At 62.2% G+C, this 22893-nt stretch carries 24 protein-coding genes and 1 pseudogene; 6 read left to right on the forward strand and 19 right to left on the reverse strand.

Annotated elements, in window-relative coordinates; all coding sequences use genetic code 11:
- Nucleotides 1–195: 195 nt before the first annotated feature.
- The 7 genes from ABIB48_RS05730 to ABIB48_RS18035 form a co-directional block, all read right to left on the reverse strand.
- Nucleotides 196–543, reverse strand: coding sequence for a DUF302 domain-containing protein (locus tag ABIB48_RS05730; protein WP_354212407.1), 348 nt, complete (start codon nt 541–543; stop codon nt 196–198).
- A gap of 194 nt (nt 544–737) precedes the next feature.
- Entirely contained in the window at nt 738–2066 is a 1329-nt protein-coding gene (locus ABIB48_RS05735) for an MFS transporter (protein WP_354212408.1), read from the reverse strand.
- A gap of 50 nt (nt 2067–2116) precedes the next feature.
- Nucleotides 2117–3028, reverse strand: coding sequence for a sulfite exporter TauE/SafE family protein (locus tag ABIB48_RS05740; RefSeq protein ID WP_354212409.1), 912 nt, complete (start codon nt 3026–3028; stop codon nt 2117–2119).
- 52 nt (nt 3029–3080) lie between these two features.
- Nucleotides 3081–3377 carry a rhodanese-like domain-containing protein gene (locus ABIB48_RS05745; RefSeq protein ID WP_110106871.1) on the reverse strand — a complete coding sequence of 99 codons (297 nt, stop codon included), beginning with the start codon at nt 3375–3377 and terminating at the stop codon, nt 3081–3083.
- Nucleotides 3378–3488: 111 nt separating this feature from the next.
- Entirely contained in the window at nt 3489–4073 is a 585-nt protein-coding gene (locus ABIB48_RS05750) for a rhodanese-like domain-containing protein (RefSeq protein WP_354212411.1), read from the reverse strand.
- Nucleotides 4074–4191: 118 nt separating this feature from the next.
- Entirely contained in the window at nt 4192–5586 is a 1395-nt protein-coding gene (locus ABIB48_RS05755) for an MBL fold metallo-hydrolase (RefSeq protein ID WP_354212560.1), read from the reverse strand.
- Nucleotides 5587–5770: 184 nt separating this feature from the next.
- Complete coding sequence (locus ABIB48_RS18035) at nt 5771–5947, reverse strand: DUF8730 family Cys-rich protein (RefSeq protein WP_502914104.1); 177 nt, start codon at nt 5945–5947, stop codon at nt 5771–5773.
- A gap of 165 nt (nt 5948–6112) precedes the next feature.
- Between ABIB48_RS18035 and ABIB48_RS05760 the strand changes: the two genes are divergently transcribed.
- From ABIB48_RS05760 to ABIB48_RS05775, 4 genes and pseudogenes are all read left to right on the forward strand, one after another.
- On the forward strand, nt 6113–6370 hold the full coding sequence (locus ABIB48_RS05760) for a metal-sensitive transcriptional regulator (protein WP_110104302.1): 258 nt from the start codon (nt 6113–6115) through the stop codon (nt 6368–6370).
- Between the two features lie 340 nt (nt 6371–6710).
- Nucleotides 6711–7247: a TetR/AcrR family transcriptional regulator gene (locus ABIB48_RS05765; RefSeq protein WP_354212412.1), complete on the forward strand. Its 537-nt coding sequence runs from the start codon at nt 6711–6713 to the stop codon at nt 7245–7247.
- 212 nt (nt 7248–7459) lie between these two features.
- Nucleotides 7460–7942, forward strand: a complete 483-nt coding sequence (locus tag ABIB48_RS05770) for a GNAT family N-acetyltransferase (protein ID WP_354212413.1) — start codon at nt 7460–7462, stop codon at nt 7940–7942.
- A 104-nt stretch (nt 7943–8046) separates the two neighbouring features.
- A pseudogene (locus tag ABIB48_RS05775) lies at nt 8047–8469 on the forward strand (SDR family oxidoreductase); the annotation flags it as partial.
- Nucleotides 8470–8523: 54 nt separating this feature from the next.
- On the opposite strand, the gene ABIB48_RS05780 reads toward ABIB48_RS05775, so the two are convergent.
- From ABIB48_RS05780 to argC, 9 genes are all read right to left on the reverse strand, one after another.
- Nucleotides 8524–9258 (reverse strand): maleylpyruvate isomerase family mycothiol-dependent enzyme, encoded by a 735-nt coding sequence (locus ABIB48_RS05780; RefSeq protein WP_354212414.1) that lies wholly within the window; start codon nt 9256–9258, stop codon nt 8524–8526.
- Between the two features lie 117 nt (nt 9259–9375).
- Complete coding sequence (argH, locus tag ABIB48_RS05785; protein ID WP_354212415.1) at nt 9376–10791, reverse strand: argininosuccinate lyase; 1416 nt, start codon at nt 10789–10791, stop codon at nt 9376–9378.
- 2 nt (nt 10792–10793) lie between these two features.
- A complete protein-coding gene (locus ABIB48_RS05790) occupies nt 10794–11999 on the reverse strand; it encodes an argininosuccinate synthase (RefSeq protein ID WP_354212416.1) in 1206 nt (401 codons plus the stop codon).
- 143 nt (nt 12000–12142) lie between these two features.
- Nucleotides 12143–12649, reverse strand: a complete 507-nt coding sequence (locus ABIB48_RS05795) for an arginine repressor (RefSeq protein ID WP_315914826.1) — start codon at nt 12647–12649, stop codon at nt 12143–12145.
- 29 nt (nt 12650–12678) lie between these two features.
- Nucleotides 12679–13677, reverse strand: a complete 999-nt coding sequence (argF, locus tag ABIB48_RS05800; protein WP_354212418.1) for an ornithine carbamoyltransferase — start codon at nt 13675–13677, stop codon at nt 12679–12681.
- Nucleotides 13678–14970, reverse strand: coding sequence for an acetylornithine transaminase (locus ABIB48_RS05805; RefSeq protein WP_354212419.1), 1293 nt, complete (start codon nt 14968–14970; stop codon nt 13678–13680).
- Nucleotides 14970–15866, reverse strand: coding sequence for an acetylglutamate kinase (gene argB, locus ABIB48_RS05810; protein WP_110104311.1), 897 nt, complete (start codon nt 15864–15866; stop codon nt 14970–14972). The genes ABIB48_RS05805 and argB overlap by 1 nt, the downstream gene beginning before the upstream one ends.
- Before the next feature lie 231 nt (nt 15867–16097).
- Nucleotides 16098–17267: a bifunctional glutamate N-acetyltransferase/amino-acid acetyltransferase ArgJ gene (gene argJ, locus ABIB48_RS05815; protein WP_354212420.1), complete on the reverse strand. Its 1170-nt coding sequence runs from the start codon at nt 17265–17267 to the stop codon at nt 16098–16100.
- Nucleotides 17264–18310 carry an N-acetyl-gamma-glutamyl-phosphate reductase gene (argC, locus tag ABIB48_RS05820; RefSeq protein WP_354212421.1) on the reverse strand — a complete coding sequence of 349 codons (1047 nt, stop codon included), beginning with the start codon at nt 18308–18310 and terminating at the stop codon, nt 17264–17266. Before argC ends, argJ begins: the two co-directional genes overlap by 4 nt.
- Nucleotides 18311–18450: 140 nt before the next feature.
- Between argC and ABIB48_RS05825 the strand changes: the two genes are divergently transcribed.
- The gene (locus ABIB48_RS05825) at nt 18451–19425 is read left to right on the forward strand and encodes a quinone oxidoreductase family protein (RefSeq protein WP_110104883.1); all 975 of its coding nucleotides are present in this window, start codon (nt 18451–18453) and stop codon (nt 19423–19425) included.
- 52 nt (nt 19426–19477) lie between these two features.
- Here ABIB48_RS05825 and ABIB48_RS05830 read toward each other — a convergent pair whose 3' ends face one another.
- The 3 genes from ABIB48_RS05830 to ABIB48_RS05840 form a co-directional block, all read right to left on the reverse strand.
- Complete coding sequence (locus ABIB48_RS05830) at nt 19478–20431, reverse strand: FUSC family protein (RefSeq protein ID WP_354212422.1); 954 nt, start codon at nt 20429–20431, stop codon at nt 19478–19480.
- Between the two features lie 236 nt (nt 20432–20667).
- Nucleotides 20668–21675: a hypothetical protein gene (locus ABIB48_RS05835; RefSeq protein WP_354212423.1), complete on the reverse strand. Its 1008-nt coding sequence runs from the start codon at nt 21673–21675 to the stop codon at nt 20668–20670.
- A complete protein-coding gene (locus ABIB48_RS05840) occupies nt 21672–22028 on the reverse strand; it encodes a GntR family transcriptional regulator (RefSeq protein ID WP_354212424.1) in 357 nt (118 codons plus the stop codon). The genes ABIB48_RS05835 and ABIB48_RS05840 overlap by 4 nt, the downstream gene beginning before the upstream one ends.
- 86 nt (nt 22029–22114) lie before the next feature.
- Here ABIB48_RS05840 and ABIB48_RS05845 point away from each other — a divergent pair, with 86 nt between their 5' ends.
- Entirely contained in the window at nt 22115–22738 is a 624-nt protein-coding gene (locus ABIB48_RS05845) for an MBL fold metallo-hydrolase (RefSeq protein ID WP_354212425.1), read from the forward strand.
- The last annotated feature ends 155 nt before the right edge of the window (nt 22739–22893 follow it).

Consider the following 22893-nt stretch of genomic DNA (forward strand, 5'->3'; position numbering starts at 1 on the left):
GGCACGGGGGTGACGTTCAGAGCTACGAAAAAGCCGCAATTTATCGCTGCGATCCACAAGTGTGGTCATCACGATCCACACTGCTATCTCGTCCCGCGACCGTTGATCGACGTCCGTGATTTCCTCACTACTGTCTGGTTCTTCCGTATTAGGTTGGTTCAGAGAGGGCCCCGTTCCGGCCTAGGGAGACCTCACTCAACTTAAAATAGACGTATCCTCTGACCTTTGGGTTGAAACCTGGGGGTCATACTTTCCGGAGATTTCCTTCAACACCGTCTGAAGACGGGCATCGACATCGTTGGCGACCTTGCGAGTCGCGTCGCCCGGGCTGAGCTGGACCATGGTTTGCGGGTCGATTGCTTCAATGGTGGTTTCCGCTGCATCGGGGGTGCGACGCACCACGACGTTGCACGGGAGCAGCTGCGGTTCGGCGGCGATGCCGCGCTGGGCCAAATGCGGGTTGCCCCCGGATGATGTAGTCCCCCACGGCGTCCCCAGCTTCCAAGCTTCCCGGCCCAGTTTCCGGGTGAAGGTCTCTTTCACATCGATTTACGTCAGGACGCCGAATCCCTGTTCGGCAAGGGCGCTGCGGGTTCGGTCAACGGCGTCTTGCCATGACATCGGGACGATGATGGCGTGGGAGTAGTCCATGAGTTTCTTTTGGGGGTGTAGTGCGACCCCGTGCCGTGGGAATTACTCGGTCGGCGGTGGCAGGGACACTCAGTTCTTTGCTCATGCTAGGTGCTGGCGTGATGGGGTGGAAGCGTTGCGCGTGCATCCCCCTCATGGGCCGGTGCTCTGGGTGGTAGGTGCGTTTCATACATTCTGCCCGCGACGGCAAGGGCTGCGGCGGCGCTGAGTGCGGCGGCCATCCATACGGCCGCTTGCAACCCCAGCCGGTCGGCGATGATCCCGCCCATGATGGCGCCGACGGCGTATCCGAGATCACGCCAAACCCGATAGACGCCCACTGCCCGTCCCCGCCAGCTGGGGTGTGCGACGTCGCCGACGGCGGCCAGCAGCGTGGGGTAGACCATGGCGGTGCCGGCGCCGAGCAAGACGGTTCCAACCGACCACGCGGCAACCCCGTGCCCGAGCGCAATCACGGACAGTGCCGCGGCCTGGGTGAGCATGCCGGCGGTGATCAGGTGTTTGCGTCCGATGCGGTCCGAGAGTGCGCCGGTGAACATTTGGCCGATTCCCCAAACCCCCGGGTACAGTGCGAAGAGCATGCCGATCTGGCCCGCGCTGAGGTCCGCGGTGGCGAACAGGAGCGGGAACAAGCCCCAGGAGAGTCCGAAGTTCAGGTTGTTCACCAGTCCGGCCATACTTGCCGAGGACAGTGCCGGTTCCTTGAAGCTGGTCAGTGCAAAGATCTGCCGGTTGGTCGGTGCACCGGCGGTGCCGCTCGGTGCCGCAGGTGTGCGCCCAGGATTCAACTTGGCATCCAGCAGCGCGTGTGGGCGGGTGTCCTTGACGAATGCACCGGAGAGCAGGATGGCTAGGGCCGTGTAGGCGATCCCCAGGAGGAACGGCGCGGGGCGCAGGCCGAATTCCGCGGCAAGGCCCCCGGCCACCAGCGAGGATATAGCCACGGCACCGTAACCGGCTGCCTCGTTCAGGCCCATGGCCAGGCCGCGCCGGGCAGGGCCCACCAGGTCGATCTTCATGATGACGGTGGTGGACCAGGTCAGTCCCTGGTTGATGCCCAGCAGCACGTTCGCGGCAATGACCCAGCCCCAATCCGGTGCTGCAATGAGCATCAGCGGCACCGGGATGGCAAAGAGCCAGCCTGCCAGCAACACCGGCTTGCGCCCGTAACGGTCGGAGAGGGTTCCGGCGAACCAGTTGGAGGTCGCCTTGGCGATCCCGAAGGCAGCCACGTAGGTAAAGACAAAGGTGTATCCGCTGAGGCCGAACTCGCTCTGGGCGAGCAGTGGCAAAACCGTTTGCTGTTGCCCGACCATGGCGCCAACCAGTGCGTTGACCGCGACGAGCAGGGCAAACTGGGCTGCATTGGCGCGCAGCCCCAGGGTGGGCAGGCGCCTTGCTGTTGACTGCTTCATGCTAAGACTCCTGGGTGGCCGGGTGAAAACGGGGGATGTTGCGTTTTGCGCTAGCGGGCCTCGGTGGCCGTGTGCTCGGCGGTCGCATGCTTGGCGGTGGAGGTGCCGGATGCACGTCGGAGCGGGCACCCCGGGATCAGGAAACGGCACAACACGGCCAGAACCCCGATGCCGGCGGCTGAAAAGCCGAGGATGAGGTTGGCCGGTGCCGGGAGTTCCTGGACGAGCACGAAGACGCCCATGGCGAGCACGAAGTAACCAAAGCCCTTTCGCAGTGCCGCTTCGGGGATGCGTCCGGCCAGGCGGGCGCCGATAAAGGAGCCCAGGATGGCTGCGACGGTGACGCCGCCGACCAGTGCCCAGTCCAGGGAGATCGTGGTGAGGTAGCCGCCGAGGCCAGCGAAAGACTTCATGGCGATGACCAGCAGCGAGGTGCCTACCGCGACCGGCATCGGCAGTCCGCCGAGCAACGCGAGTGCCGGGACCACCAGGAAGCCGCCGCCGGCGCCCACAAGTCCCGTTACCAGGCCCACAACAAGTCCCTCAATGGTGACCTTGAAGACCGGGAGGTCATTCTCCTGGGCCTCGGGAGTGTGGTCCTTGCGTCCGCGGATCATGGCCAACGAGGTTGCCACCATCATCAGCGCGAAGGCGATCATGAGAACCGTGGCGGGGATCCGGCCCCCGAGCAGTCCACCGCCGAAGGCCCCGACCATGCCCGCGGCTCCGAAGATCAGCCCGGTGCGCCATTTGACACGCTTCTTGCGGGCGTGGGTGACCACGCTGACGGCCGAGGTTGCGCCGACCACGAAGAGCGAGGCGGCGATGGCTTCCTTGGGGTTCATGCCGGCGACATAGGTGAGGATTGGGACGGTGAGGATTGACCCGCCGCCGCCGAGCAGGCCGAGGGAAATTCCGATCAGCACCGAAAGCAGAAGGGTTAGTACGAGGGTGAGCGACATGGGGTGGTGGTCCTAGCGGATTCGGTGGATGGAAAAACCGTTGAGGAAGGTGCTAGCCGGTTGGCAGGCCCGCGCGCTGCCAGGCGCTCATGCCGCCGCCCATGGTGTCTGCGTTGTAACCGGCGGCCGTCAGCGCGTCGGCAACACGGGCGCTGCGGTTGCCGCTGCGGCAGACCACGATGACCGGGCGGGACTTATCGAGTTCGGCCAGGCGGCCGTCCAGCTCACCCATTGGGATGTGCAGGGCACCGGGGATAATGCCCTCGGTGACTTCGAAATCCTCGCGGACATCGAGGATATGGTCCTCGGCGCGGCGCTGGTTTGCATCGTTGATGGTGATTTCAGGCATGGTGGCTCCTTGGCTGGGTGACTACAGTGGGGGTGGTTTCTCGGCCCCGGCACGGGGGGATGCCGGGGCCGGGAAACCGGGGGGGGTATTGCTGGTGCGTGTGTGGGGGGGTCAGGACTTCTTGGGCGGAAGCTGGGCCATGACCGATTCGCGGGTCGGCTCGTTGCCGGTCTTATTCCACGGCATCTTCGACAATGCCTTGCCCATGGCGCAGGTGTTGGTGGCCGCGGAGAAGGCTAGGCCCGCACCGATCACCCCGGCAACGGTGCGGATCTGCGGAGAGAGGAACTTGCCTCCGGCCAACCCGGCCACGACCAGCGAACCGGCCGCCATGCGGACTTGGCGTTCCAGGGCCCAGCGTTTGGAGCCCTCCACGGTTTTGCCGCCAGCCTGCTGGTAGCCCGGGACGCCGCCGGTGAGTACCAGCGCATCGGAGAAGCCGACGCTGTTCAGGTTCCTGTGGGCCTCGGTGGCGCGCACGCCAGACTGGCAGACCAGCACGGTCTTGGTGCCCAGTTTCGCGGCTAGTTCCTCGGTGTGTTCGGCCAGCAGTGCCAGGGGCACGTTGTAGGAGCCCAAGATATGCAGGGATTCGAATTCCGCGGCCGAACGCACGTCGAGGATCACGACGCCCTCACCGGAGGAGATCAGTGAATTCAGTTCCGCGGGGGAAATGGAACCGTTTGTTGCAGTCATGGTGCGTGGGCCTTTCAGGGTCCAATTGCATCGCGGGTCCCGGCACCGAACAAGCCGGCGCCGGAACCCGCGATACGGGGTGAAACAGGGAGGGTAAATGGCGGTGAATCAGGAGGTGTTAGGCGTTCTGGGTTTCCCAGGCGCTCCAGCCCGCATAGCTGCCCTCGAGTTCCACCACGCGGTGTCCGGCACGGCGCAGGGTCGAGGCGGCCACCGAGTTGCGCACCCCGGACTGGCAGTAGCTGACGATGATGCCGTCGGTGGGCAGTTCCGCGGTGTTCCAGAGCACACGTCCGGCGTTGAGCTGGACGGAGCCCGGGATGTGCCCGGCAAGGTGCTCGGTCTTGTTGCGCACATCGAGCACCATGGCTGAATCGAATTCGGCCAGGTCGGCAGGAGCCACGGTCTGCGGTGTGAACGCCGGAAGCCCGTCAAACGTCCTCACGTAGCCGGCGACGTTGTCGATGCCCACGCGGATGAGGTGGTCCCACATTTCGGTGGCGGTTTCACTGTTCGGTGCCAGCAGCACCAGCGGGCGCTGGTCGGTAGCCGGGTCCACGGCCCAGCCGCCGAAGCTTGCTGCCTTGTTCCCGGCAGGGATGTTCAGCGCCCCGGCCACGGTCCCGCCGTGGACCTCACTGTGGTGGCGGGTGTCGACGATGCCGATTTCGTCGGCGGCCAGGGCCGCGGCGACCACTTCGGTTGGCAGTTCGGCCAGCGGTGCTCGTTCGCCCATGATCGCCGGGCCGACCCGGTTTTCGCGCTTCATGCGCCCGAAGTAGGCGTGGGCATCGGGCTGCCCGTCAAGTAGCGCCTCCACGAAGCCGGCCTCGTCGTCGGTCTCCAGGTAGGGACCCCACCAGGCAAAGTTGCGTTCGTAGCCGACGGTGGAGAAGGGGATCGCGCCCAGCGCCTTGCCGCAGGCGCTGCCGGCACCGTGGCCCGGGTAGACCTGAACGTAGTCGGGCAGGGTCAGGAACTTTTCCTTCAGCGAGACGAACAGGTCGTGCGCCCCGGCAAAGCGGGTGTCGATTCCGCCGGCCGCTTCATCCAGCAGGTCCGGACGGCCCAGGTCCCCGGAGAAGACGAAGTCCCCGGAGAGCAGGAAACCGGCGTGTTCGGCGAAGGCGCCGTCGGTGATCAGGAAGGAAAGGTGCTCGGGGGTGTGGCCAGGGGTGTGCAGGGCGGTGATCGTGATGTTGCCCAGCTTGACGGTGGACTGGTCGAAGAGGCGTTCGCCTTCGAATCCGTATTGCCAGTCCTCTCCGCCTTCGCCCGATACGTAGATGGCTGCCTCCGTGGCCGCAGAAAGCTCGCGGGTGCCGGAGAGGTAGTCGGCGTGGATGTGGGTCTCAGTGACGGCCACGATTTTCATGCCGTTCTTCGCGGCAAGGTCCTGGTAAATCTGGATGTCGCGGCGGGCGTCCACCACGATGGCCTCGCCCTTGGCTTGGCAGCCGATGAAGTAGCTGGCCTGGGCAAGGTCTTCGTCATAAATGCGTTCGAGAAGCATGGTCTCTCCTTGAGTGAGATAAAGAAGTTTTATACCCCAGCGGGTATTTGGTTCCCCATAACCATAATACCCCCAGGGGTATAGTTGCAACATGTCTTCCGAAGGACTTTGGAAGGGCGATGGAAATGGCGGTCAGCATCCCCCGAGGATTGCTGACCGCCATGAGGCAATCGCTACCCGCTGTTTAGCGACCAAGGAGGCGTGCCAGCCAGCCCTTGGATTCCGCAGGCTTCTTTGGCGCATTTGGGTCGCAGGCGCAGCGTTCATTGCGTGGCACGTGGGCCATGACCTGCTTGACATGTTGGCCACATCCGGCCCAGGTGGTTTTCTGGCATTTACGAAATTTGGCTGCTCGGCACATGGGGGGGCATTCCTTTATTCTGGAGTTGTCCACGGAGACTCACTTACCCCCGCAATAGACTGAAAAGCATACCCGTGGGGGTATGTTAGATCCGCTGTCGATGTTATCTCAAGAAACCCCCGGGGGTATACACTTGAAGAAACAAACACACTGGAGGAACCCGTTATGGAACTTGAAGTGGACACCATGAAGCCCGTCATCAACCGGCTCAAGCGCGCCCAGGGCCAGCTGAACGGGGTGATTCGCATGCTTGAGGAAGGCAGTGACTGCCGCACGGTCGTCACCCAGCTGTCCGCAGCATCCAAGGCCATCGATCGCGCCGGCTTTGCAATTATCGCCACCGGGTTGGAGCAGTGCCTGAAAAGCGAGGACCCCACGGCAGACCGTGCCGACCTGGAAAAGCTGTTCCTCTCCCTGGCTTAGCCTCGACCATCCGGCGGCCACTTTCACTGGATACTGACCAGGGAAAGTGGCCTTTGGGAGGAATCAATGCGCGAACCAAGCGGTGCCGCGATGGCGCAACAGTCAACTCGTTGTTCCCCTGCCGTAAAGCAGGCCGGGGTAGCCAAAACCGCTATTCGCCGCCCAGGTACCGCGCAATGGGCAGGACCATTCACTGAGGTTGGTTCATCTAGTGGCCCAAAGAGTGAAGCAGAGGCCGGGCCGCGCGGCCATTGACCGTTGTGAAAAACAGGTCACTTAACGTTGTGCTTCACACCAATCGGGCGCTACCAAGTGGCAGTGTCACAGTGAAGGTTGAGTGATGACTACGCGATCGCAATGGGTAAACGAGGGTTTGAACGTGCTCAAGTTGCAGGGGAGGTCTGGCGTGCGGATCGATCGCATCGCGGAGCGCCTCGGTCTTACCAAAGGCTCGTTCCATCACCACTTCATCGGCATCGGCGACTACCGCAGTGCGCTACTGACGCGGTACGAAGAGGACTCGATGACATCGATCCGCGTCGCGATTTTCGCCGCATCCGAACTCCCGTCGCATCAGGCACTCGCGCGGGTTGCCACGGACGTGTCGCTCGACCCACGGCTAGATGCTGTGATGCGCGCCTGGGCGTTTGAAGACGAATCTGCGCGCGCCGTACAGGGCCGGGTAGACACGGCGCGCCTCGAAGCGCTTGTCGCTCTCTGGCGTGGCATCTTGCCCGACCCGTCCCACGCGCACATCGCAGTGCTGGTTCCCTACCTCGTGATGGTAAGCAGCTCGGCAGCTTTCCCCACTCCAAGCGCGGCAGAGATGCGTTCGGTCTTCGCACTGCTGGCCACGCTCGTCCCCTCCGTGAAGTAGACCGCCGCCCTGCACGCCGCAAAGGAGTGGTCAGGGGGCAGCGCCCGCATTGGACCCGTCCAGGTTAGTCCCCGTACGGGGTTCGGCTTCTGAACGCTTACCTTTCCCGGGTCTTTCGCATTACGGGCCCGAACCAAGACAAACGGTGGACTCTCGAAAAATGTCAGTCACAACCTGAGATTTCCTTTGAACTCGACCTAGCATTGGTGATCATGCATTTACGCACCGCTACCGCAGCAGACTTTTCATTTCTCACCGACGTCCTCCTCCAGGCATTCAACTGGTCAGAAGATCAGACATTAACCCGAGAACAGATCCTTCAAACACCTGAGATCAGCCACTACGTAGTGGATTGGCAATCCGAAGTAGACTTCGGATTCGTCGCCGAAACCGACCACGGCGAACCAATAGGAGCCGCCTGGGCCCGACTCCTAAGCGAAGACGATCCTGGTTATCGATTTGTATCATCCACCACTCCTGAGCTGACTATGGGGGTGCTTCCGGGGAACCGCGGAAGCGGGGTCGGAACCGCATTGATGACAGCCATCATCGAGCAAGCTAAAAAACTCGACTTCACGGCACTGAGCTTAAGCGTAGAGGACCAAAATCCAGCAGTTCACCTCTACGAGCGAGCCGGATTCAGCAGAGTCGACCGGGCTGGAAATTCCGACACAATGCTCCTACATCTGGCCTAAGCTTCAGGCGGTTTGCACGGCATCCAACACTAATCAATGAGAGAGGACCCCTCATGTGCACAACGACCGCCCCGGTGTTCTGATCAACAAGAGTAGGTCGGTGCGCATCGATAGGCACCGAAATCGCTCGGCAGCTCGCCGCTGATGGATGGAACATTGCCATCACCAGCTATAAGCCAGATCAAGGATTCGTAGCTGCATTCACAGCTGAGCTTGAGTCCCTCGGTCTCACAATCCATTCCATCGAGGCCGACATGGCAGAGGCGGTCGCCCCCGAAGCGATATTGCGGGAAGCTACCCATGCAATCGGGCCAATCAGTGCTCTTGTATCAAGCCACGCACTGTGTATCAACAGCAGCATCCTAAACACCACTCAGGAGAGCTCTGACAACCACCTCGCTGTCAACACCCGGGCAAACTGGTTACTTATCAGGGCCTTCGCCGAGCGCTACACCGAGCCGCACGGAGTCGGCCGAATCGTGGCGCTGACAAGTGATCACACAGCTCATAAGTTAGATGTCAACTAAACCTTGATCAAAGCCATTAGCCGTGCACTCACTTCTGAGACAAAGCTGTGGTGCTTACTTTGCCGCGAACGCGGACGGCCAGGGCAGCAGAGTGGGCAATTCCACTGAATCGGCGGCAGCTTCGGCGCGCAGGGAGCCCATACTGGGTGTACGCCCGGAGAGCCATGCAGCAATATCGGTCAGCATGCCGGAAACAGACACGGTACTCTCTCCAGAACCCACCGTCATGGGCGGCAGCGCCAGCGGCAACAACTTCAGCTGCAGCGGCTCCGGCACCCGGGGGCTCAGGAACCCGATCAGGTAGAGGCAAAACTCCTTGGACCAGGTTTCGGGGCCGCGGCCCAGCTGCAAATCAGCCAGATGGATCACGAGCTCGCGCCAGTATGCCAGGGCCACGCCCCGAATATCGCTATTGCGGTAGCTAACAGGAAGTTCCCACTGGCTCTCCTCGAGCCCGCCCAGAACAGTGAGTGCCCTCGTGAAGGCGGTGGCAATATAGTCCCGGTGTTCGGCCGCGGTGTGGCCGGCGTTCATCTCGATTGCCTGTGTGCGTCCGCCCGGGCCGCCGTCATAAAAATCTACAAGCTCACCACGCAGCGCATACTCAGCCTGCCTCGCTACAGCAGTGGAAACATGGGCAATATGGGCCAGTACGTGCCCGCGGGTCCAGCCGGGCAAATCAGTGGGGTCCAGGACGTCGCTGTCCGTCAGAGCCCCCAATTTCGCGCTCACGTTCTCGGCGGCAGCCGTGAGTCGCTCCAGTAGCTGCGCATTTGAAATATCAGTCATGCACCCAAGCCTAGCGGGCGAGGGGCCCGAACAAAGAAATGCCCGCATCCTTCACAGATGCGGGCATTTCTAGCTGTCAGCCATTTCTACGTTCGTGCCAAGGAAGTGCGAGGCCGCTCAGGCCAGGAAGGTGCGAACCTCGCCCAGCTGACGCTCAAGGGCCGCCAGCTGCGTCAGTACTGCTGACGGTGCCGTACCGCCCTGGGCGTTGCGGCTGTTCAGCGAGCCTTCCGTGCTCAGAACCGTGCGAACCTCCGGTGTCAGGTACGTCGAAATGCCGGCGTATTCCTCATCCGTAAGGTCCCACAGCTCCACGCCGCGGCCCTCGGCAACCTTGACGGCGGCACCGGATAGCTCGTGAGCGTCACGGAACGGAACACCCTGACGGACAAGCCATTCGGCAATGTCGGTGGCCAAGGCGAAGCCCTGCGGAGCCAGAGACTCCATGCGTTCGGTGTTGAACACCAAAGTAGCGATCATGCCGGAGACGGCGGGCAGCAGCAGTTCAAGGGTATCGGCCGCGTCAAAGACGGGCTCCTTGTCCTCCTGCAAGTCCCTGTTGTACGCCAGAGGCAAGCCCTTGAGTGTTGCCAGCAGCCCGGTCAGGTCGCCAATGAGGCGTCCGGCCTTGCCGCGGGCCAGCTCCGCCACGTCGGGGTTTTTCTTCTGCGGCATGATCGAGGATCCCGTGGAGTAGGAATCATGCAGTGTGATGAAGGAGAATTCCTTGGTGGCCCACAGGATGACTTCCTCGGAAATCCGGGAAAGGTCTACACCGATCATGGCGCACACCCAGGCGAACTCGGCAAAGACATCCCGTGAGGCGGTACCATCGATCGAGTTCCACGTGGCGGAATCAAAGCCAAGGTCAGCCGCGACGGCGTTTGGGTCCAGACCCAGCGAGGAACCGGCCAATGCGCCGGAACCGTAAGGTGAAACCGCGGCACGCTTATCCCAGTCAACCAGGCGCTGCACATCACGCAACAAGGCCCAGGCGTGAGCCAGCAGGTGATGGCTGAGCAGTACAGGCTGAGCATGTTGGAGGTGCGTGCGTCCAGGCATGGCCACACCATGGTGTGCCTTGGCCTGTTCCACGAGCGCATCCACCACGGAGAGAACTCCGGCGGCAATGATCCGTGCATGTTCGCGGAGGTACATGCGCCCCAGCGTGGCAACTTGGTCATTGCGAGACCGGCCAGCACGGAGTTTGCCGCCCAGTGCCGTACCGGCGCGCTCAATCAGGCCGCGCTCCAGGGAGCCGTGCACATCCTCATCCGATTCGGAAGGAGTGTAAGCACCGGACTTTACATCCACCTCAAGCTGGTTGAGCGCAGCAAGCATGCCCTCCAGCTCAGCAGCATCTAAAAGCCCAGCCGTGTTCAGAACGCGGGCGTGTGCCTTTGAACCGGCAATGTCATACAGTGCCAGCCGCCAGTCAAAGTGAGTTGACTTGCTCAGTGCCGCAAGAGCATCTGCGGGGCCGCCCTGAAAGCGGCCACCCCACAGGGCACCTTCGTTGGTCCCATGAGCCATGGTTACAGGCCTGAAACGCGCTGATCGCGCTGGCTGGCAACCTTGGAGGACATGCCCCACAGCTCAATGAAGCCCTTGGCCTGTGACTGGTCGAACGTATCGCCGGTGTCGTAGGTGGCCAGGTCAAAGTCGTACAGCGAGGTATCGGAGCGGCGGCCGTTGACAATAGCTTGCCCGCCGTGCATGGTCATGCGGATGTCGCCGTTGACGTGCTGCTGGGTGTCCTCGATGAAGGCATCCAGTGAACGCTTCAGCGGGGAGAACCACTGACCGTCGTAGACCAGCTCGGCCCAGCGCTGACCAACGGTGGCCTTGAAGCGTGCCTGCTCGCGCTCGATCGTGATGTCCTCGAGGTGCTTGTGGGCCGTCATGAGTGCCATGGCGCCGGGTGCTTCGTAGATTTCGCGGCTCTTGATGCCGACCAGACGGTCTTCGACGACGTCGATGCGGCCAACACCCTGAGCACCTGCACGGCGGTTCAGTTCCTGGATGGCCTGCAGCGGGGTGACCTTCACGCCATCAATGGCGACGGGCACACCCTGCGCGAAGGAGATGATGACCTCATCCGGTGCCGGCGAGAATTCCGGGGTGGCCGTGTAATCGTAGATGTCCTTCGTGGGGGCGTTCCAGATGTCTTCCAGGTATCCGGTTTCCACGGCGCGTCCCCACACGTTCTGGTCGATCGAGTACGGGTTCTTCTTCGTGGTCTCAATCGGCAGGTTGTGGGACTCTGCGTACACAATGGCCTTATCGCGGGTCAGCGCCAGATCGCGGACCGGTGCAATGCACTTCAGGTCCGGGCCCAGGGTCTGAATGCCGACCTCGAAGCGAACCTGGTCGTTGCCCTTGCCGGTGCAGCCGTGGGCAACCGTGGTGGCGCCGAATTCGCGGGCGGCCTTGACCAGGTGCTTGACGATCACGGGGCGGGAGATGGCTGAAACCAGCGGGTAGTGGCCCTGGTAGAGGGCGTTGGCTTTCAGCGTTGGCATGGCGTATTCGTTGGCGAATTCATCACGCGCGTCAGCAACATAGGCTTCGACGGCGCCGCAGCCCAATGCGCGCTGGCGGATGTCTTCCAGGGATTCTCCGCCCTGTCCTACATCCACTGCCACCGCGATGACTTCTGCGCCGGTCGCCTCGCCGATCCAGCCGATCGCTACGGAGGTGTCCAGGCCACCGGAGTAAGCCAATACAATGCGTTCAGTCACGTTTTTATCTCCCTATTTCAACACTCTTCACAAGAGTGTGCTTCTCATTAATACACAGCATAGTGCATGATTATGCATTCTTACTAAAAGATATTCATAGTCCCTACAAGTGCGACGTCGGCCCCCTCGCCTCCCGGTGTGGGTTACGCCCCAGCGCCGGATTCTTCGGCGAATTGCAGGAACCTTTCGGCTACTTCTGCCCCTCCCAAGGGCTCGCGCGTGATGATCATGACGGTGTCGTCGCCGGCAATCGTGCCCAGAATGGAGGGCATCACGGAGTGGTCGATGGCTAAGGCCAGGAAGTTTGCGGCACCTGGCGGTGTGCGCAGTACCGCAATATTGCCTGAGGCTTCGGCTGTGACCAGCAGTTCCCCGCAGAGCCGGATGAGCCTGGTATCCAACAGTTCTTGTGACGAGGCGCTGTGCACGCTGCGGTCACCGCCTTCCTTGGGGAGGGCATAGATCAGGGCACCATCCTTGCCCCTGACCCGAACGGCCCGCAATTCCACCAGATCACGTGAGAGCGTGGCCTGGCCCACCACCAAACCATCATCCGCCAGTAGTGCGGCAAGCTCAGCCTGGGAGCGGACGGCACGGCTGGTGAGTAGCGCCTGCACCCGCGCCTGCCGGGCCGTTTTGGTGGCCGGCATCCCGGCCGGAATGGGGGGTTTACTCACGATTATGCGCCGGTCCCGGCGGCTGTAGCCCTCACCGCTGAGTGCTCAACGGCTGAGTTCTCAACGGCAGAGTTCTCCACGAGCCACACCATGAGCGCCTTCTGGGCATGCAGGCGGTTCTCGGCCTCGTCCCAAACAACGGATTGCGGGCCGTCAATGACGGAAGCGGAAATTTCGTAGCCGCGGTAGGCGGGCAGGCAGTGCAACACAATCGCATCCGGGGCCGCCTGGGCGAGAGCGGCGTCATCGAGCGCGTAATCGGTGAAAAGCTCCATGCGGGCAGCCTTCTGCTCCTCTTGGCCCATGGAAACCCAGGTGTCGGTGACCAGCACATCAGCGCCCGCAACAGCCTGCGCCACGTCCGTGGTGATCAGGACGGAGCCGCCGGTTAGTGCGGCACGCTCCCGGGCAGCCAGCACCACGGCGTCGGCCGGCAAATACCCGGCGGGCCCGGTGATGCGCACATGCATGCCAGCCGTGACCCCGGCCAGCAGGTAGGAGTTGGCCATATTGTTGGCCGAATCCCCCATGTATGTCATGGTCAGACCGGCCAGCTCGCCCTTATGTTCCTTGATGGTGAGCAGGTCCGCGAGCAACTGGCACGGGTGGTAATCATCGGAGAGGGCGTTGATAACGGGCACGCGCGAGTTGGCCGCCATTTCCTCCAGCCCGGACTGGGTGTAGGTGCGCCAGATAATGGTGGAGACCATGCGTTCAAGCACCTTGGCGGTGTCGGCCACGGATTCTTTGTGACCAATTTGGGCCTCCCCGGGATTGATGATCAGCGGGTTGCCACCTAGGGCGGCTACGCCTGCGGCAAAGGAGACACGGGTCCGCGTGGAGGTTTTGTCAAAAATGACGGCCACGGTTTGAGAACCCGAACCGTCACCGGCAAAGGTGTTTTTGGAGTACGGTGCCTTCTTCAACTGTGCGGCCAGCTCCAGCACCTCGGCTTGTTCAGCGGGGCTCAGATCGGTGTCTACCAGAAAGTGGCGTGTCATCTAAAAGCTCTTTTCCATAAGTTTTGCGGCGGTGGCCGTGGTGATCAATGCCGGCAAGGCCGTCAGGAATGACTGTGCCTGCTCAACGGTCAGGTTCAAGGGCGGGGCCAGGCGGATGGTGTTGGGGCGGGGTGCGTTGATGATGAAGCCAGCATCCAGCGCGGCGGAGACTACCTCGGGGGCAATGTCATCGCTAAGGTCGAAGCCAATCAGGAGACCGAAGGCGCGCACCTCGGTGACGCCGCTGGTCTTGGCCAGGCCGGTGGCAAAAAGCTCGCTCACGGCGTTGACATTGGCCAGCACGTTCTGGGTTTCCAGGACGTGCAAGGTGGCCAGCGCCGCGGCCGTGGCCACGGGGTTGCCTCCGAAGGTGGTGCCGTGCTGGCCGGCACTGAGCAGCTGTGAGGGGCCTTCGCCGAAGGTGATGATGGCGCCGATCGGGAAGCCGCCGCCCAAGCCCTTGGCTAGGGTCATGGCGTCCGGGGTGGTGCCGGCTGCGATGCTGGCGAACCAGTTGCCGGTGCGGCCAATGCCTGTTTGGACCTCGTCCATGATCAGCAGGGCCCCGTGCTCGCGGGTCAGTTCGCGGGCGGCCTGCAAATATTCGGCGGAGAGGGGGCGTACGCCGGCCTCACCCTGGATGGGTTCTATGACAAGCGCAGCAACGGTGTCATCCAGTGCTGCGCGGAGTGCGTCAATGTCATTGAAGGGCAGGTGGCGCACACCGGCCGGCATGGGCTCGAACGGTTCCCGGTACGCGGTTTTGGCCGTCATGGCCAAGGCGCCCATGGTGCGGCCGTGGAAGCCGCCTTCCAGGGCCAAGATAGTGGGGCGCGCCTTACCACCGTGGGAGCGGGCCAGCTTGAAAGCGGCCTCGTTGGCCTCGGTCCCGGAGTTGGCAAAAAACACCTTCGAACCGGCCGGGGCTGCGCTCAATTCCAGCAGCTTCTCAGCCAAGGCAATCTGGGTGGGGCTGGTGAAGAAATTTGAGACATGGCCCAAAGTGGCGAGTTGGCTGGCAATCACGGAGGTCACAAACGGGTGGGCGTGGCCTAGCGCGTTCACGGCAATGCCGCCGAGCAGGTCCAGGTACTCCTTACCATCGGCATCCCAGACCAGCGCGCCGGCGCCACGCACCAGGACACGCTGCGGGCTGCCAAAGACACCCATCAAAGAATCCTTGTAACGGGCCAGCCACTGCTCACCCGTGCCGGTTCCGGTGACGGCTGCGGCATTGGCGTTGGACAGGTCGGTTGCGTTGCCGGGCTCGGTGCCTGCGTTTTCTTCAGTCATCACTTCTCATCCTCATCGGGAAAAATTTGGGTCCCGTTGCCCTCAAAAGTCATCAATTCCAGCAGCACCGAGTGGGCGCTGCGTCCGTCAACAACAGCTGCACGGGCCACACCGCCATCCACCGCGGCAAGGCAGGCACCCATCTTCGGGATCATGCCTGCTTCCAGACTGGGCAGCATCTGACGCAGGGCACCAGCACTGAGTTCACTGAGCAGCGAGGACTTATCCGGCCAGTTGGCGTAGAGACCTTCCACATCGGTCAGAATCACCAAGCGGGAGGCTTCCAACGCCACAGCCAGGGCTGCAGCAGCGGTATCGGCGTTGACGTTCAGTACTGTGGAGGCATCCCCCACCTCGGGAGCCACGGTGGAGATCACCGGAATCCGCCCGGCCTCCAGCAAGTCAAGAATGGCACCAGGATTCACCCCCACCACCTCGCCCACCAAACCAAGGTCCACGGGTAGCCCGTCAACAATGGTGCCGGTACGTTCGGCCTGGAGCAGTGCGCCATCCTCGCCGGAGAGCCCCACGGCGTACGGCCCATGTTCGTTGATCAGGCCCACCAGTTCACGGCCCACCTGGCCGGTCAAGACCATGCGGACCACGTCCATGGCCTCCGGCGTGGTGACGCGCAACCCGCCTTTGAATTCGCTCTTGATGTCCAGACGCTTGAGCATGGCGTTGATTTGCGGCCCGCCGCCATGGACCACCACGGGCTTGATGCCCACATGGTGCATGAAGACAATGTCCTCGGCGAAGGCCCGGCGCAGCTCATCGTTGATCATGGCGTTTCCGCCGTATTTGACCACCACTACCGTGCCCGCAAATTGCTGAATCCACGGCAACGCCTCAATCAGCGTGCCAGCCTTATCCTGTGCGGTTTCCACCGACGTCATCATGAAAGTCCTTCTTCTGCGTTTGTGTACATCACTGCGGGCCACCTCCTGGTGCCGGCAGCCCCTCGCGGGCAGTAAGATTTTGCTGCTCGTGACCTCGCCTGCAAAATCCATCCCCGCTCAGGGGCCACCGCCACCATCCGGCTCGTCATCTGGCACTTCCAACTCTCGCAACGCCGCCGAAGCCAACCACAGCCAGCCGGCCGCAACAAGGGCTCGGCGGCGAACCAGTTACGAGGAGTACGCGCTGTTTTCTTCGACGTAGGCGTGCGTGAGATCGTTGGTCCAGATCGTGGCGGTGGCATGGCCGGCGTTGAGGTCAATCTCTACGGTGACTTCACGCGGTGCCAGGTCTACCAAGTCACGGGAGTCACCAATTCCTCCGTTGCGGCAGATCTGCACGCCGTTGATGCTCACGTTGAGTTGATCCGGGTCAAAGACGGCATCGGTGGTGCCCACGGAAGCCAGCACGCGCCCCCAGTTGGGGTCGTTGCCGAAGATGGCCGCCTTGAACAGGTTGGAACGGGCCACAGAGCGTGAGACTACTTCGGCGTCGCGTTCGCTCTCCGCGTTCACTGTGGTGATGGCAATGTCGTGACTGGCGCCTTCAGCGTCGGCAATGAGCGCACGGGCCAAGGTGGCGCACACTTCGGTAAGGCCTGCCGTGAATTCTGCCATGTCAGGGAATGCTTCGGACGCGCCGGAGGACATGAGCAGGACGGTGTCGTTGGTGGACATGCATCCGTCGGAGTCGGCCCGGTTGAAGGTGACGCGGACGGCGTCGTGCAGTGCCGCGTCCAGGCCTTCAGCTTCCACCACGGCGTCTGTGGTGATGACCACGAGCATGGTGGCCAGACCGGGAGCCAGCATGCCGGCACCCTTGGCCATGCCACCAATGCTGTAGCTCACACCTTCAGCATTGGCCGCGGAGGTCCAGGACGCCTGCTTGTTTACGGTGTCGGTGGTCATGATCGCGGTTGCTGCATCAGCTCCGCCGTGCTCCGTCAGGGCAGCGGCGGCAGCCTCAACACCGGGGAGTATTTTTTCCATGGGCAGCTGCTCGCCAATCAGGCCCGTGGAGGCCACGGCAATATCCGTGGCAGAGAGTCCCAGCACGGCCGCAACCTTCTCGGCTGTGGCGTGCGTGTTTTGGAAGCCCTCGGGACCGGTGCAGGCATTGGCTCCACCGGAGTTCAGCACAACCGCGTCAACGCGGCCATCGCTGAGGACCTGGCGGGACCAGTGGATGGGCGCAGCAGCCACACGGTTGCTGGTGAACACGGCGGCGGCCGCGTGTTCGGGGCCATCGTTAATAACGAGGGCCAGATCCGGTTTGCCGGATACCTTCAGCCCGGCAGTGACGCCTGAAGCACGGAAGCCTAGCGGGGTTGTCACACTCATGGTGCTACTCCTTGGAAGGTCAAGCCTGTTGTCTCGGGCAGGCCGAGGGCAATATTCATGGATTGGACAGCTCCGCCAGCGGTGCCCTTGGTGAGGTTATCGATGGCGGCGCACACAACCACACGGTTCACGTGGGAATCGTAGGCGATTTGAATGGCTGCGTAGTTGGAGCCCTGCACGGACTTGGTGGCGGGCCACTGGCCTGCCGGCAAAACATGGACAAAAGGCTCGTCCGCGTAGGCCTTTTCCCAGATTTCCCGCAACACCGCTTCGGGGTTTTCCAGCGCAGCAAATTCGGCGGACACCTTCGCCGTGGCCGTGGTGAGGATGCCGCGGCTCATGGGCGCCAGGGTGGGTGTGAAGGAAACCTGCACATCCAGTCCTGAAGCGTTGGAGAGGCCCTGCTCAATTTCCGGGGTGTGGCGGTGCAGTCCACCCACGCCGTAGGGACTCATGGACCCCATGACCTCGGAGCCAATCAGATTGACCTTGGCGGCTTTGCCCGCCCCGGAGGTGCCTGAGGCTGCAACAATCACCACATCATCAGGCATCAGAGCGCCAGCGGCGAAGCCGGGCATGAGGGCCAGCAGCGAACTGGTGGGGTAGCACCCAGGGACGGCGATGCGCTTGGCGCCCTTGAGTCGTTCCCGGTGTCCGGGCAGTTCAGGTAAGCCGTAGGGCCACGTGCCGGCGTGTTCGGAACCGTAGAACTTTTCCCACGCGGTGGAATCCTCCAGACGGTGATCGGCGCCGGCGTCAATCACCAAAGTGTCCGGTGAGAGCTGGGCTGCAATAGCCGCGGATGCGCCGTGCGGCAGTGCCAGGAAAACGACGTCGTGCCCGGAAAGGTTCTCCACGGTGGTATCCACCAGGACTCGGTCCGCCAAGGCATGCAGATTCGGCGCCAGAGCACCGAGGCGCTCTCCAGCGTTGCTGTGGGCCGTGATGGCGCCGATGGTTACGTTCGGGTGGCTGGCCAGAAGGCGCAAGACCTCTCCCCCGGCATATCCGCTGGCACCGGAGACTGCTACTGAGATTGTCATACGTCGACTATACAGCAGAAATATTCAGTGTTACCGATATTTATGCATGGCTTTCATTTTTTGCACCTCGGTCCGTCCTATGATGATCTGAAGGGCATGCCCGAAAATTTTGTACCGGAACCAATGATGTGGAGTTCACCATGACAGATCAGTGCCAGGCAATTCTCGCCAAAGCCCCGGGTGGTCCCGAGGTTTTGCAACTCGCGGCAGTGCCCATGCCCGTTCCCGGCCCGGGTGAGCTTTTGGTCAAGATTGCCGCCGTGGGCGTGAACTTCATTGAGAGTTACCAGCGCGAAGGCATCTATCCCGTCCCGTTCCCTTTCACCCCGGGAGCCGAGGCCGCTGGCACGGTAGTTGCCGTTGGGCCCGGCGTCAGATCCTATGAAGTTGGCGACCGCGTTGCCACGGCTGAAGGGAGCGGCTGTTACGCCGAGTATGCGATCTTCCCGGCCGAGGTGAGCTTGCCAGTACCCTCCAGCGTGCCCCTGGACGTTGCCGCGGCACTCCCCCTGCAAGGCATGACGGCACATTACCTGATGAATTCCACCTACCATGTGGAACCTGGCGAGACCGTCCTGCTGCATGCCGGCGCCGGCGGAGTGGGCTTGTTGCTGACCCAGCTTTTGAAGGACCGTGGCGCTCGCGTCATCACCACGGTGTCCACGGAGGAGAAGGAAGAGCTTTCCCGCGTGGCCGGCGCCGACGAGGTGCTGGGCTACGACGATTTCGCCGCTAAGGTGCGTGAGCTTACCGATGGTGTGGGCGTGGACGTGGTGTACGACGGCGTTGGGAAAGACACCTTCGACGGTTCCCTTGCGTCGCTGCGCACCCGGGGGACGCTGGTGTTGTTTGGCGGCGCGTCCGGGCAGGTGCCGGCCTTTGATTTGCAGCGACTAAATGCCGGCGGCTCCCTGACGGTGGTCCGGCCCAAGCTGGGCGATTACCTGCTCAACGCACAGGAGCGGCTGTGGCGTTCCACAGAGGTTTTCAATGCAGCCGCTTCAGGGAAACTTGTGGCCCGGATCGGCGCCCGCTTCCCGCTGGCCGAGGCTGGCGCCTCGCACACGGCGTTGCAGGGCCGGCTCACCACCGGCAAGGTCATCTTGGAGCCTTAATCACTGCCCCACCGGGCGTATTGGGCCACTCCCTAGGACCTCGCGAGGAACGTCAGACCATGCCGGCCTGACGTTCCTCCCGGCGGGATTCCCACCGTCGCAGCAACAGGGCAATCAGCACGGCAACCACAAAACCGACCACCGTGTACATCACCCGCTCAAGGGTGAGTTCCACGCCCCGCTGCGCATCACCGAGGGAAGCGAAAATGAGCAGCATGGGCGTCAGTGCCAGGGTCTGCATCAAGTAGGCCCCGCCCATGGTGTACCAAACCATGACGAACAGGCAGAGCACAGCCACAATGACCCCGGCCCAGAGCGGCAGGAAGATGACCACCAGCAGCGCAAAAACAGCTCCCAGCAGGGTTCCCAGAATTCGCCCGTTCAGGGTGTCACGGCGCTGGTTTGGTAGCGGACGCAGAGCCATCAGTACGGTGACAGCGATCCAGTAGCCGTGGGGAATGTTATTGGACAATGTCCAGTACATGGCCGCTGCACAGAGCAGGCCAACCACAATCCCGTGCTCCCAAGCGACAGCCCTGGCCACCGGTTGAACGGGAGCCTGGAACTTGAGTAACTTGGTGATGAGTGCACCAACGGCGCCTCCGATCACGATCCAAACGGCCGCCTGCCACCACACAAGATTGATGGGGCCAGGACCAAAGAGGATCACCAGGATGGGCGCCAGCGAGAGCAACCCGGCTGATCGTTGATTGGTGAGCGCCGAGAGAATGGCCGCAACAAAAAGCAGCACAGCAATGGCCCAGGGGGTGTCCACCGCGTAGGAGGCAAGCGCACCAAGGACGGCTCCGATCAGGACCAGAACTACTGTCTGCCGGGGTTTACTAATGGGTGAAACCGCCATGCCGAGTCCCATGGCAATGCCAAATCCCATGCCCGCTGACGGGCCTGCAAGGATGCTGACAAGGGCCGAGGGGACCAAGAGTGCCACGAGAAGTTTCAAGGTGGTTGGCAAAGTACCCGGTTGCGGGCGGCTAAAGAGTGCCATGGCGTGGTTCCTGCCCTTTCAAAGCGTTGGGAGCGAGGCTCGCCCCGAATATTCCGTCACCGGAACTACCCAACGGAGCTACGCAACGGAGCCTAGAAGTAAGACTATCCATCGCGGTCCACAAATCCATGCTCCGGCGGAACGTTTCTTGTCAGTCACGTCACAGTGGCGCCACCTTGAAACGGCTGCTACACGGCTGCAGGGCCACCCCATTGTCCCGTCAGCTTGGCCCAGCTTCAGGCTCGCTGTTCGGTGGCACTCGGGTGGGCTCCGCCGTCGTGCTTCCGATCCCGCAGGGCAAGCAACAAGCTGGCGGCGCTGTCAGGGTCCGGTACAGTGACGGCGAACTGCTTATCCGCCGTGGTGGTGACAATGAGACCAGGGCCGGCGCCCATGACGACCGCCGAGCGGCCGGGCATGACACGGTAGCCCCAGCCACCCCATTCGGCGGGGCGTATCTCGGTGACCTCGACGGAGGCAATGTTCTCGAGGGGGATGCGCTTGAGCGGGATCCGGCCCAGGGTGGAGACGATGCGCAGCCCGCGCCAGTCCACGGTCACCTGCAAGTGGGCGATCATGGCGACGATGACTGTGCTCAACAGCATGGTGGCGCCACCAATCCACACGGCGGAGAACTCATCGTTCAGCAAGGCGGGTATGTAGATCAGGCCGGTGAGACCAAGCAGTGCAACGGGCATCCAGAGCAGCATTTTCGAGGTGATGGTGCGCGACCACGCCCCGGTTTCCTGCTCCGCCAGCGGCATCCGGTGCTCGAATTTTCCGGTGGTGAACTTCGGCTTGGGCGCTATGAAATAGGGGACTGCCCCGAACAAGAAAGAGCCCATGACTGCGGCCAACCACCAGCCCAGGACCGCATCTTCGGCGCTGCCGGCGCGCAGGGTCAAGCCGGCGGAGACGAGCCAAGTGGCCGCACCCATGCCCGAGATCATCCCCGCAAATCCCAATATTCCGCGCAAAACTGCCGGGCGTAGGGTGCTGATGAAGGCCGCGACAAGTCCAATGATGGCGGGAAGGCCCGTCAGCGACCGTCCTACGGTCAAGGCTGTCCCGGTGCTCATGAAATCATCAGGCCTGCCGGTTCCGGACCAGTGTGAGGCAAGGTCACCCGGTAGTTTATCCTGCCATGCGAACCACGTCATGCCGACGACGGCCAGCGGCAGCACCCCCGTAACGGCTGCACCGATCCGCCGCGTGGCGCTGGTCCTTTGCTGTACCTTTGTCATGCTTTTGCAACTCCCCCAATCAATTGCACAATGTCCTGCTGGGACATTCCCAGCTTGCGAGCTTCTCCTACTAGTTGTTGTGCCAATTCCGTGAGGCGGACAAGTCCGGGGCCGGCGTCGTGGCGCACGTAGGCTCCCCTGCCTTGGCGCATTTCAATGACGCCTTCATCCCTGAGCGCTTTATAGGCCCGCAGCACCGTATGCATATTGATCTGCAATGCGGCACCAAGATCCCGCGCAGGCGGCAGCCGCTCCCCTGGCGCTAAAGATCCATCAACCACACCAGAGCGCACCTGAATGGCAATCTGATCTGCGAGGGACAATGCTGAAGAAGCATCGACACGGAATAACATGTTAGTAATTATACTAGAACAATGTGAACAGCAGAAATGCGGAAGTAGCCAGTGCCAAAATGGCCAACATATGAAATTGTTCTCCTATGAGAGAGCTTAAATGTGGTGCCCTGCAATTGCAGGGATCATTCGGCGCGAATGGTTACGTGATTCCGCTGGAAAACAGCTACGCCGTGGTGGATCCGGGTATGTGGTTCGGGGCCAAGGCCGTCATCACGGAGTTGGCAACCGCTGGCATCCTAGGGTCCGTGGAACACATTCTCTTGACCCACTACGATCTTGACCATGCCGGCGCAGCTCAGGCACTAGCAACAGAGACGGGAGCGACGCTGTGGATCGGTCAGGCCGACGCCGACATCCTCACCGGGCGCCGGCCTGCGGGGACGTTCGTGCGGCGCATCACGTCTTCACTTTTCCGGCCCAAAATCCCTGAGGACACCGCGTACATCGATAAGGATCCCGGATTCCCCGCCACAATTGCGGCAGTTCCTACACCAGGGCACACACCGGGGCATTTCGCTTTTGTCTGGGAACGGACGCTTTTGTGCGGGGACAGTGCCAGAGTCAACGCTGACGGCACGCTGCGGGACTTCATACACGCGCTCAATACTGACAGTCAACAGGCGCGGGTATCACGCCAACAGTTGACGACAGTAGATGTTGACTGGGTTTGTCCCGGACACGGCAAGGTCACCCAAAGACGTCGCTAGAAGAGCACCCAAACATCAAGAGGCCCCGGCGGGTTCAACCAAGCCTTGCTGGTTAGACCCGCCAAGGCCCTTCAGGTGTGCGCCCCCGCTAGGCCCACGCTGGGCCCACGATGGGCCCACGCTGAGCCCACGCTGGGCCCACGAGGCCGAGGGGC

This window comes from Arthrobacter sp. UYCu511, from assembly GCF_040547105.1.
GTDB lineage: Bacteria > Actinomycetota > Actinomycetes > Actinomycetales > Micrococcaceae > Specibacter > Specibacter psychrochitiniphilus.

Coding starts and splice junctions, on each gene's coding strand:
- ABIB48_RS05735 (WP_354212408.1), bottom strand. CDS start 2,066: ATGAAGCAGTCAACAGCAAGGCGCCTGCCCACCCTGGGGCTGCGCGCC.
- ABIB48_RS05740 (WP_354212409.1), bottom strand. CDS start 3,028: ATGTCGCTCACCCTCGTACTAACCCTTCTGCTTTCGGTGCTGATCGGA.
- ABIB48_RS05745 (WP_110106871.1), bottom strand. CDS start 3,377: ATGCCTGAAATCACCATCAACGATGCAAACCAGCGCCGCGCCGAGGAC.
- ABIB48_RS05750 (WP_354212411.1), bottom strand. CDS start 4,073: ATGACTGCAACAAACGGTTCCATTTCCCCCGCGGAACTGAATTCACTG.
- ABIB48_RS05755 (WP_354212560.1), bottom strand. CDS start 5,586: ATGCTTCTCGAACGCATTTATGACGAAGACCTTGCCCAGGCCAGCTAC.
- ABIB48_RS18035 (WP_502914104.1), bottom strand. CDS start 5,947: ATGTGCCGAGCAGCCAAATTTCGTAAATGCCAGAAAACCACCTGGGCC.
- ABIB48_RS05760 (WP_110104302.1), top strand. CDS start 6,113: ATGGAACTTGAAGTGGACACCATGAAGCCCGTCATCAACCGGCTCAAG.
- ABIB48_RS05765 (WP_354212412.1), top strand. CDS start 6,711: ATGACTACGCGATCGCAATGGGTAAACGAGGGTTTGAACGTGCTCAAG.
- ABIB48_RS05770 (WP_354212413.1), top strand. CDS start 7,460: ATGCATTTACGCACCGCTACCGCAGCAGACTTTTCATTTCTCACCGAC.
- ABIB48_RS05780 (WP_354212414.1), bottom strand. CDS start 9,258: ATGACTGATATTTCAAATGCGCAGCTACTGGAGCGACTCACGGCTGCC.
- argH (WP_354212415.1), bottom strand. CDS start 10,791: ATGGCTCATGGGACCAACGAAGGTGCCCTGTGGGGTGGCCGCTTTCAG.
- ABIB48_RS05795 (WP_315914826.1), bottom strand. CDS start 12,649: ATGCCGGCCACCAAAACGGCCCGGCAGGCGCGGGTGCAGGCGCTACTC.
- argF (WP_354212418.1), bottom strand. CDS start 13,677: ATGACACGCCACTTTCTGGTAGACACCGATCTGAGCCCCGCTGAACAA.
- ABIB48_RS05805 (WP_354212419.1), bottom strand. CDS start 14,970: ATGACTGAAGAAAACGCAGGCACCGAGCCCGGCAACGCAACCGACCTG.
- argB (WP_110104311.1), bottom strand. CDS start 15,866: ATGACGTCGGTGGAAACCGCACAGGATAAGGCTGGCACGCTGATTGAG.
- argJ (WP_354212420.1), bottom strand. CDS start 17,267: ATGAGTGTGACAACCCCGCTAGGCTTCCGTGCTTCAGGCGTCACTGCC.
- argC (WP_354212421.1), bottom strand. CDS start 18,310: ATGACAATCTCAGTAGCAGTCTCCGGTGCCAGCGGATATGCCGGGGGA.
- ABIB48_RS05825 (WP_110104883.1), top strand. CDS start 18,451: ATGACAGATCAGTGCCAGGCAATTCTCGCCAAAGCCCCGGGTGGTCCC.
- ABIB48_RS05830 (WP_354212422.1), bottom strand. CDS start 20,431: ATGGCACTCTTTAGCCGCCCGCAACCGGGTACTTTGCCAACCACCTTG.
- ABIB48_RS05835 (WP_354212423.1), bottom strand. CDS start 21,675: ATGACAAAGGTACAGCAAAGGACCAGCGCCACGCGGCGGATCGGTGCA.
- ABIB48_RS05840 (WP_354212424.1), bottom strand. CDS start 22,028: ATGTTATTCCGTGTCGATGCTTCTTCAGCATTGTCCCTCGCAGATCAG.
- ABIB48_RS05845 (WP_354212425.1), top strand. CDS start 22,115: ATGAGAGAGCTTAAATGTGGTGCCCTGCAATTGCAGGGATCATTCGGC.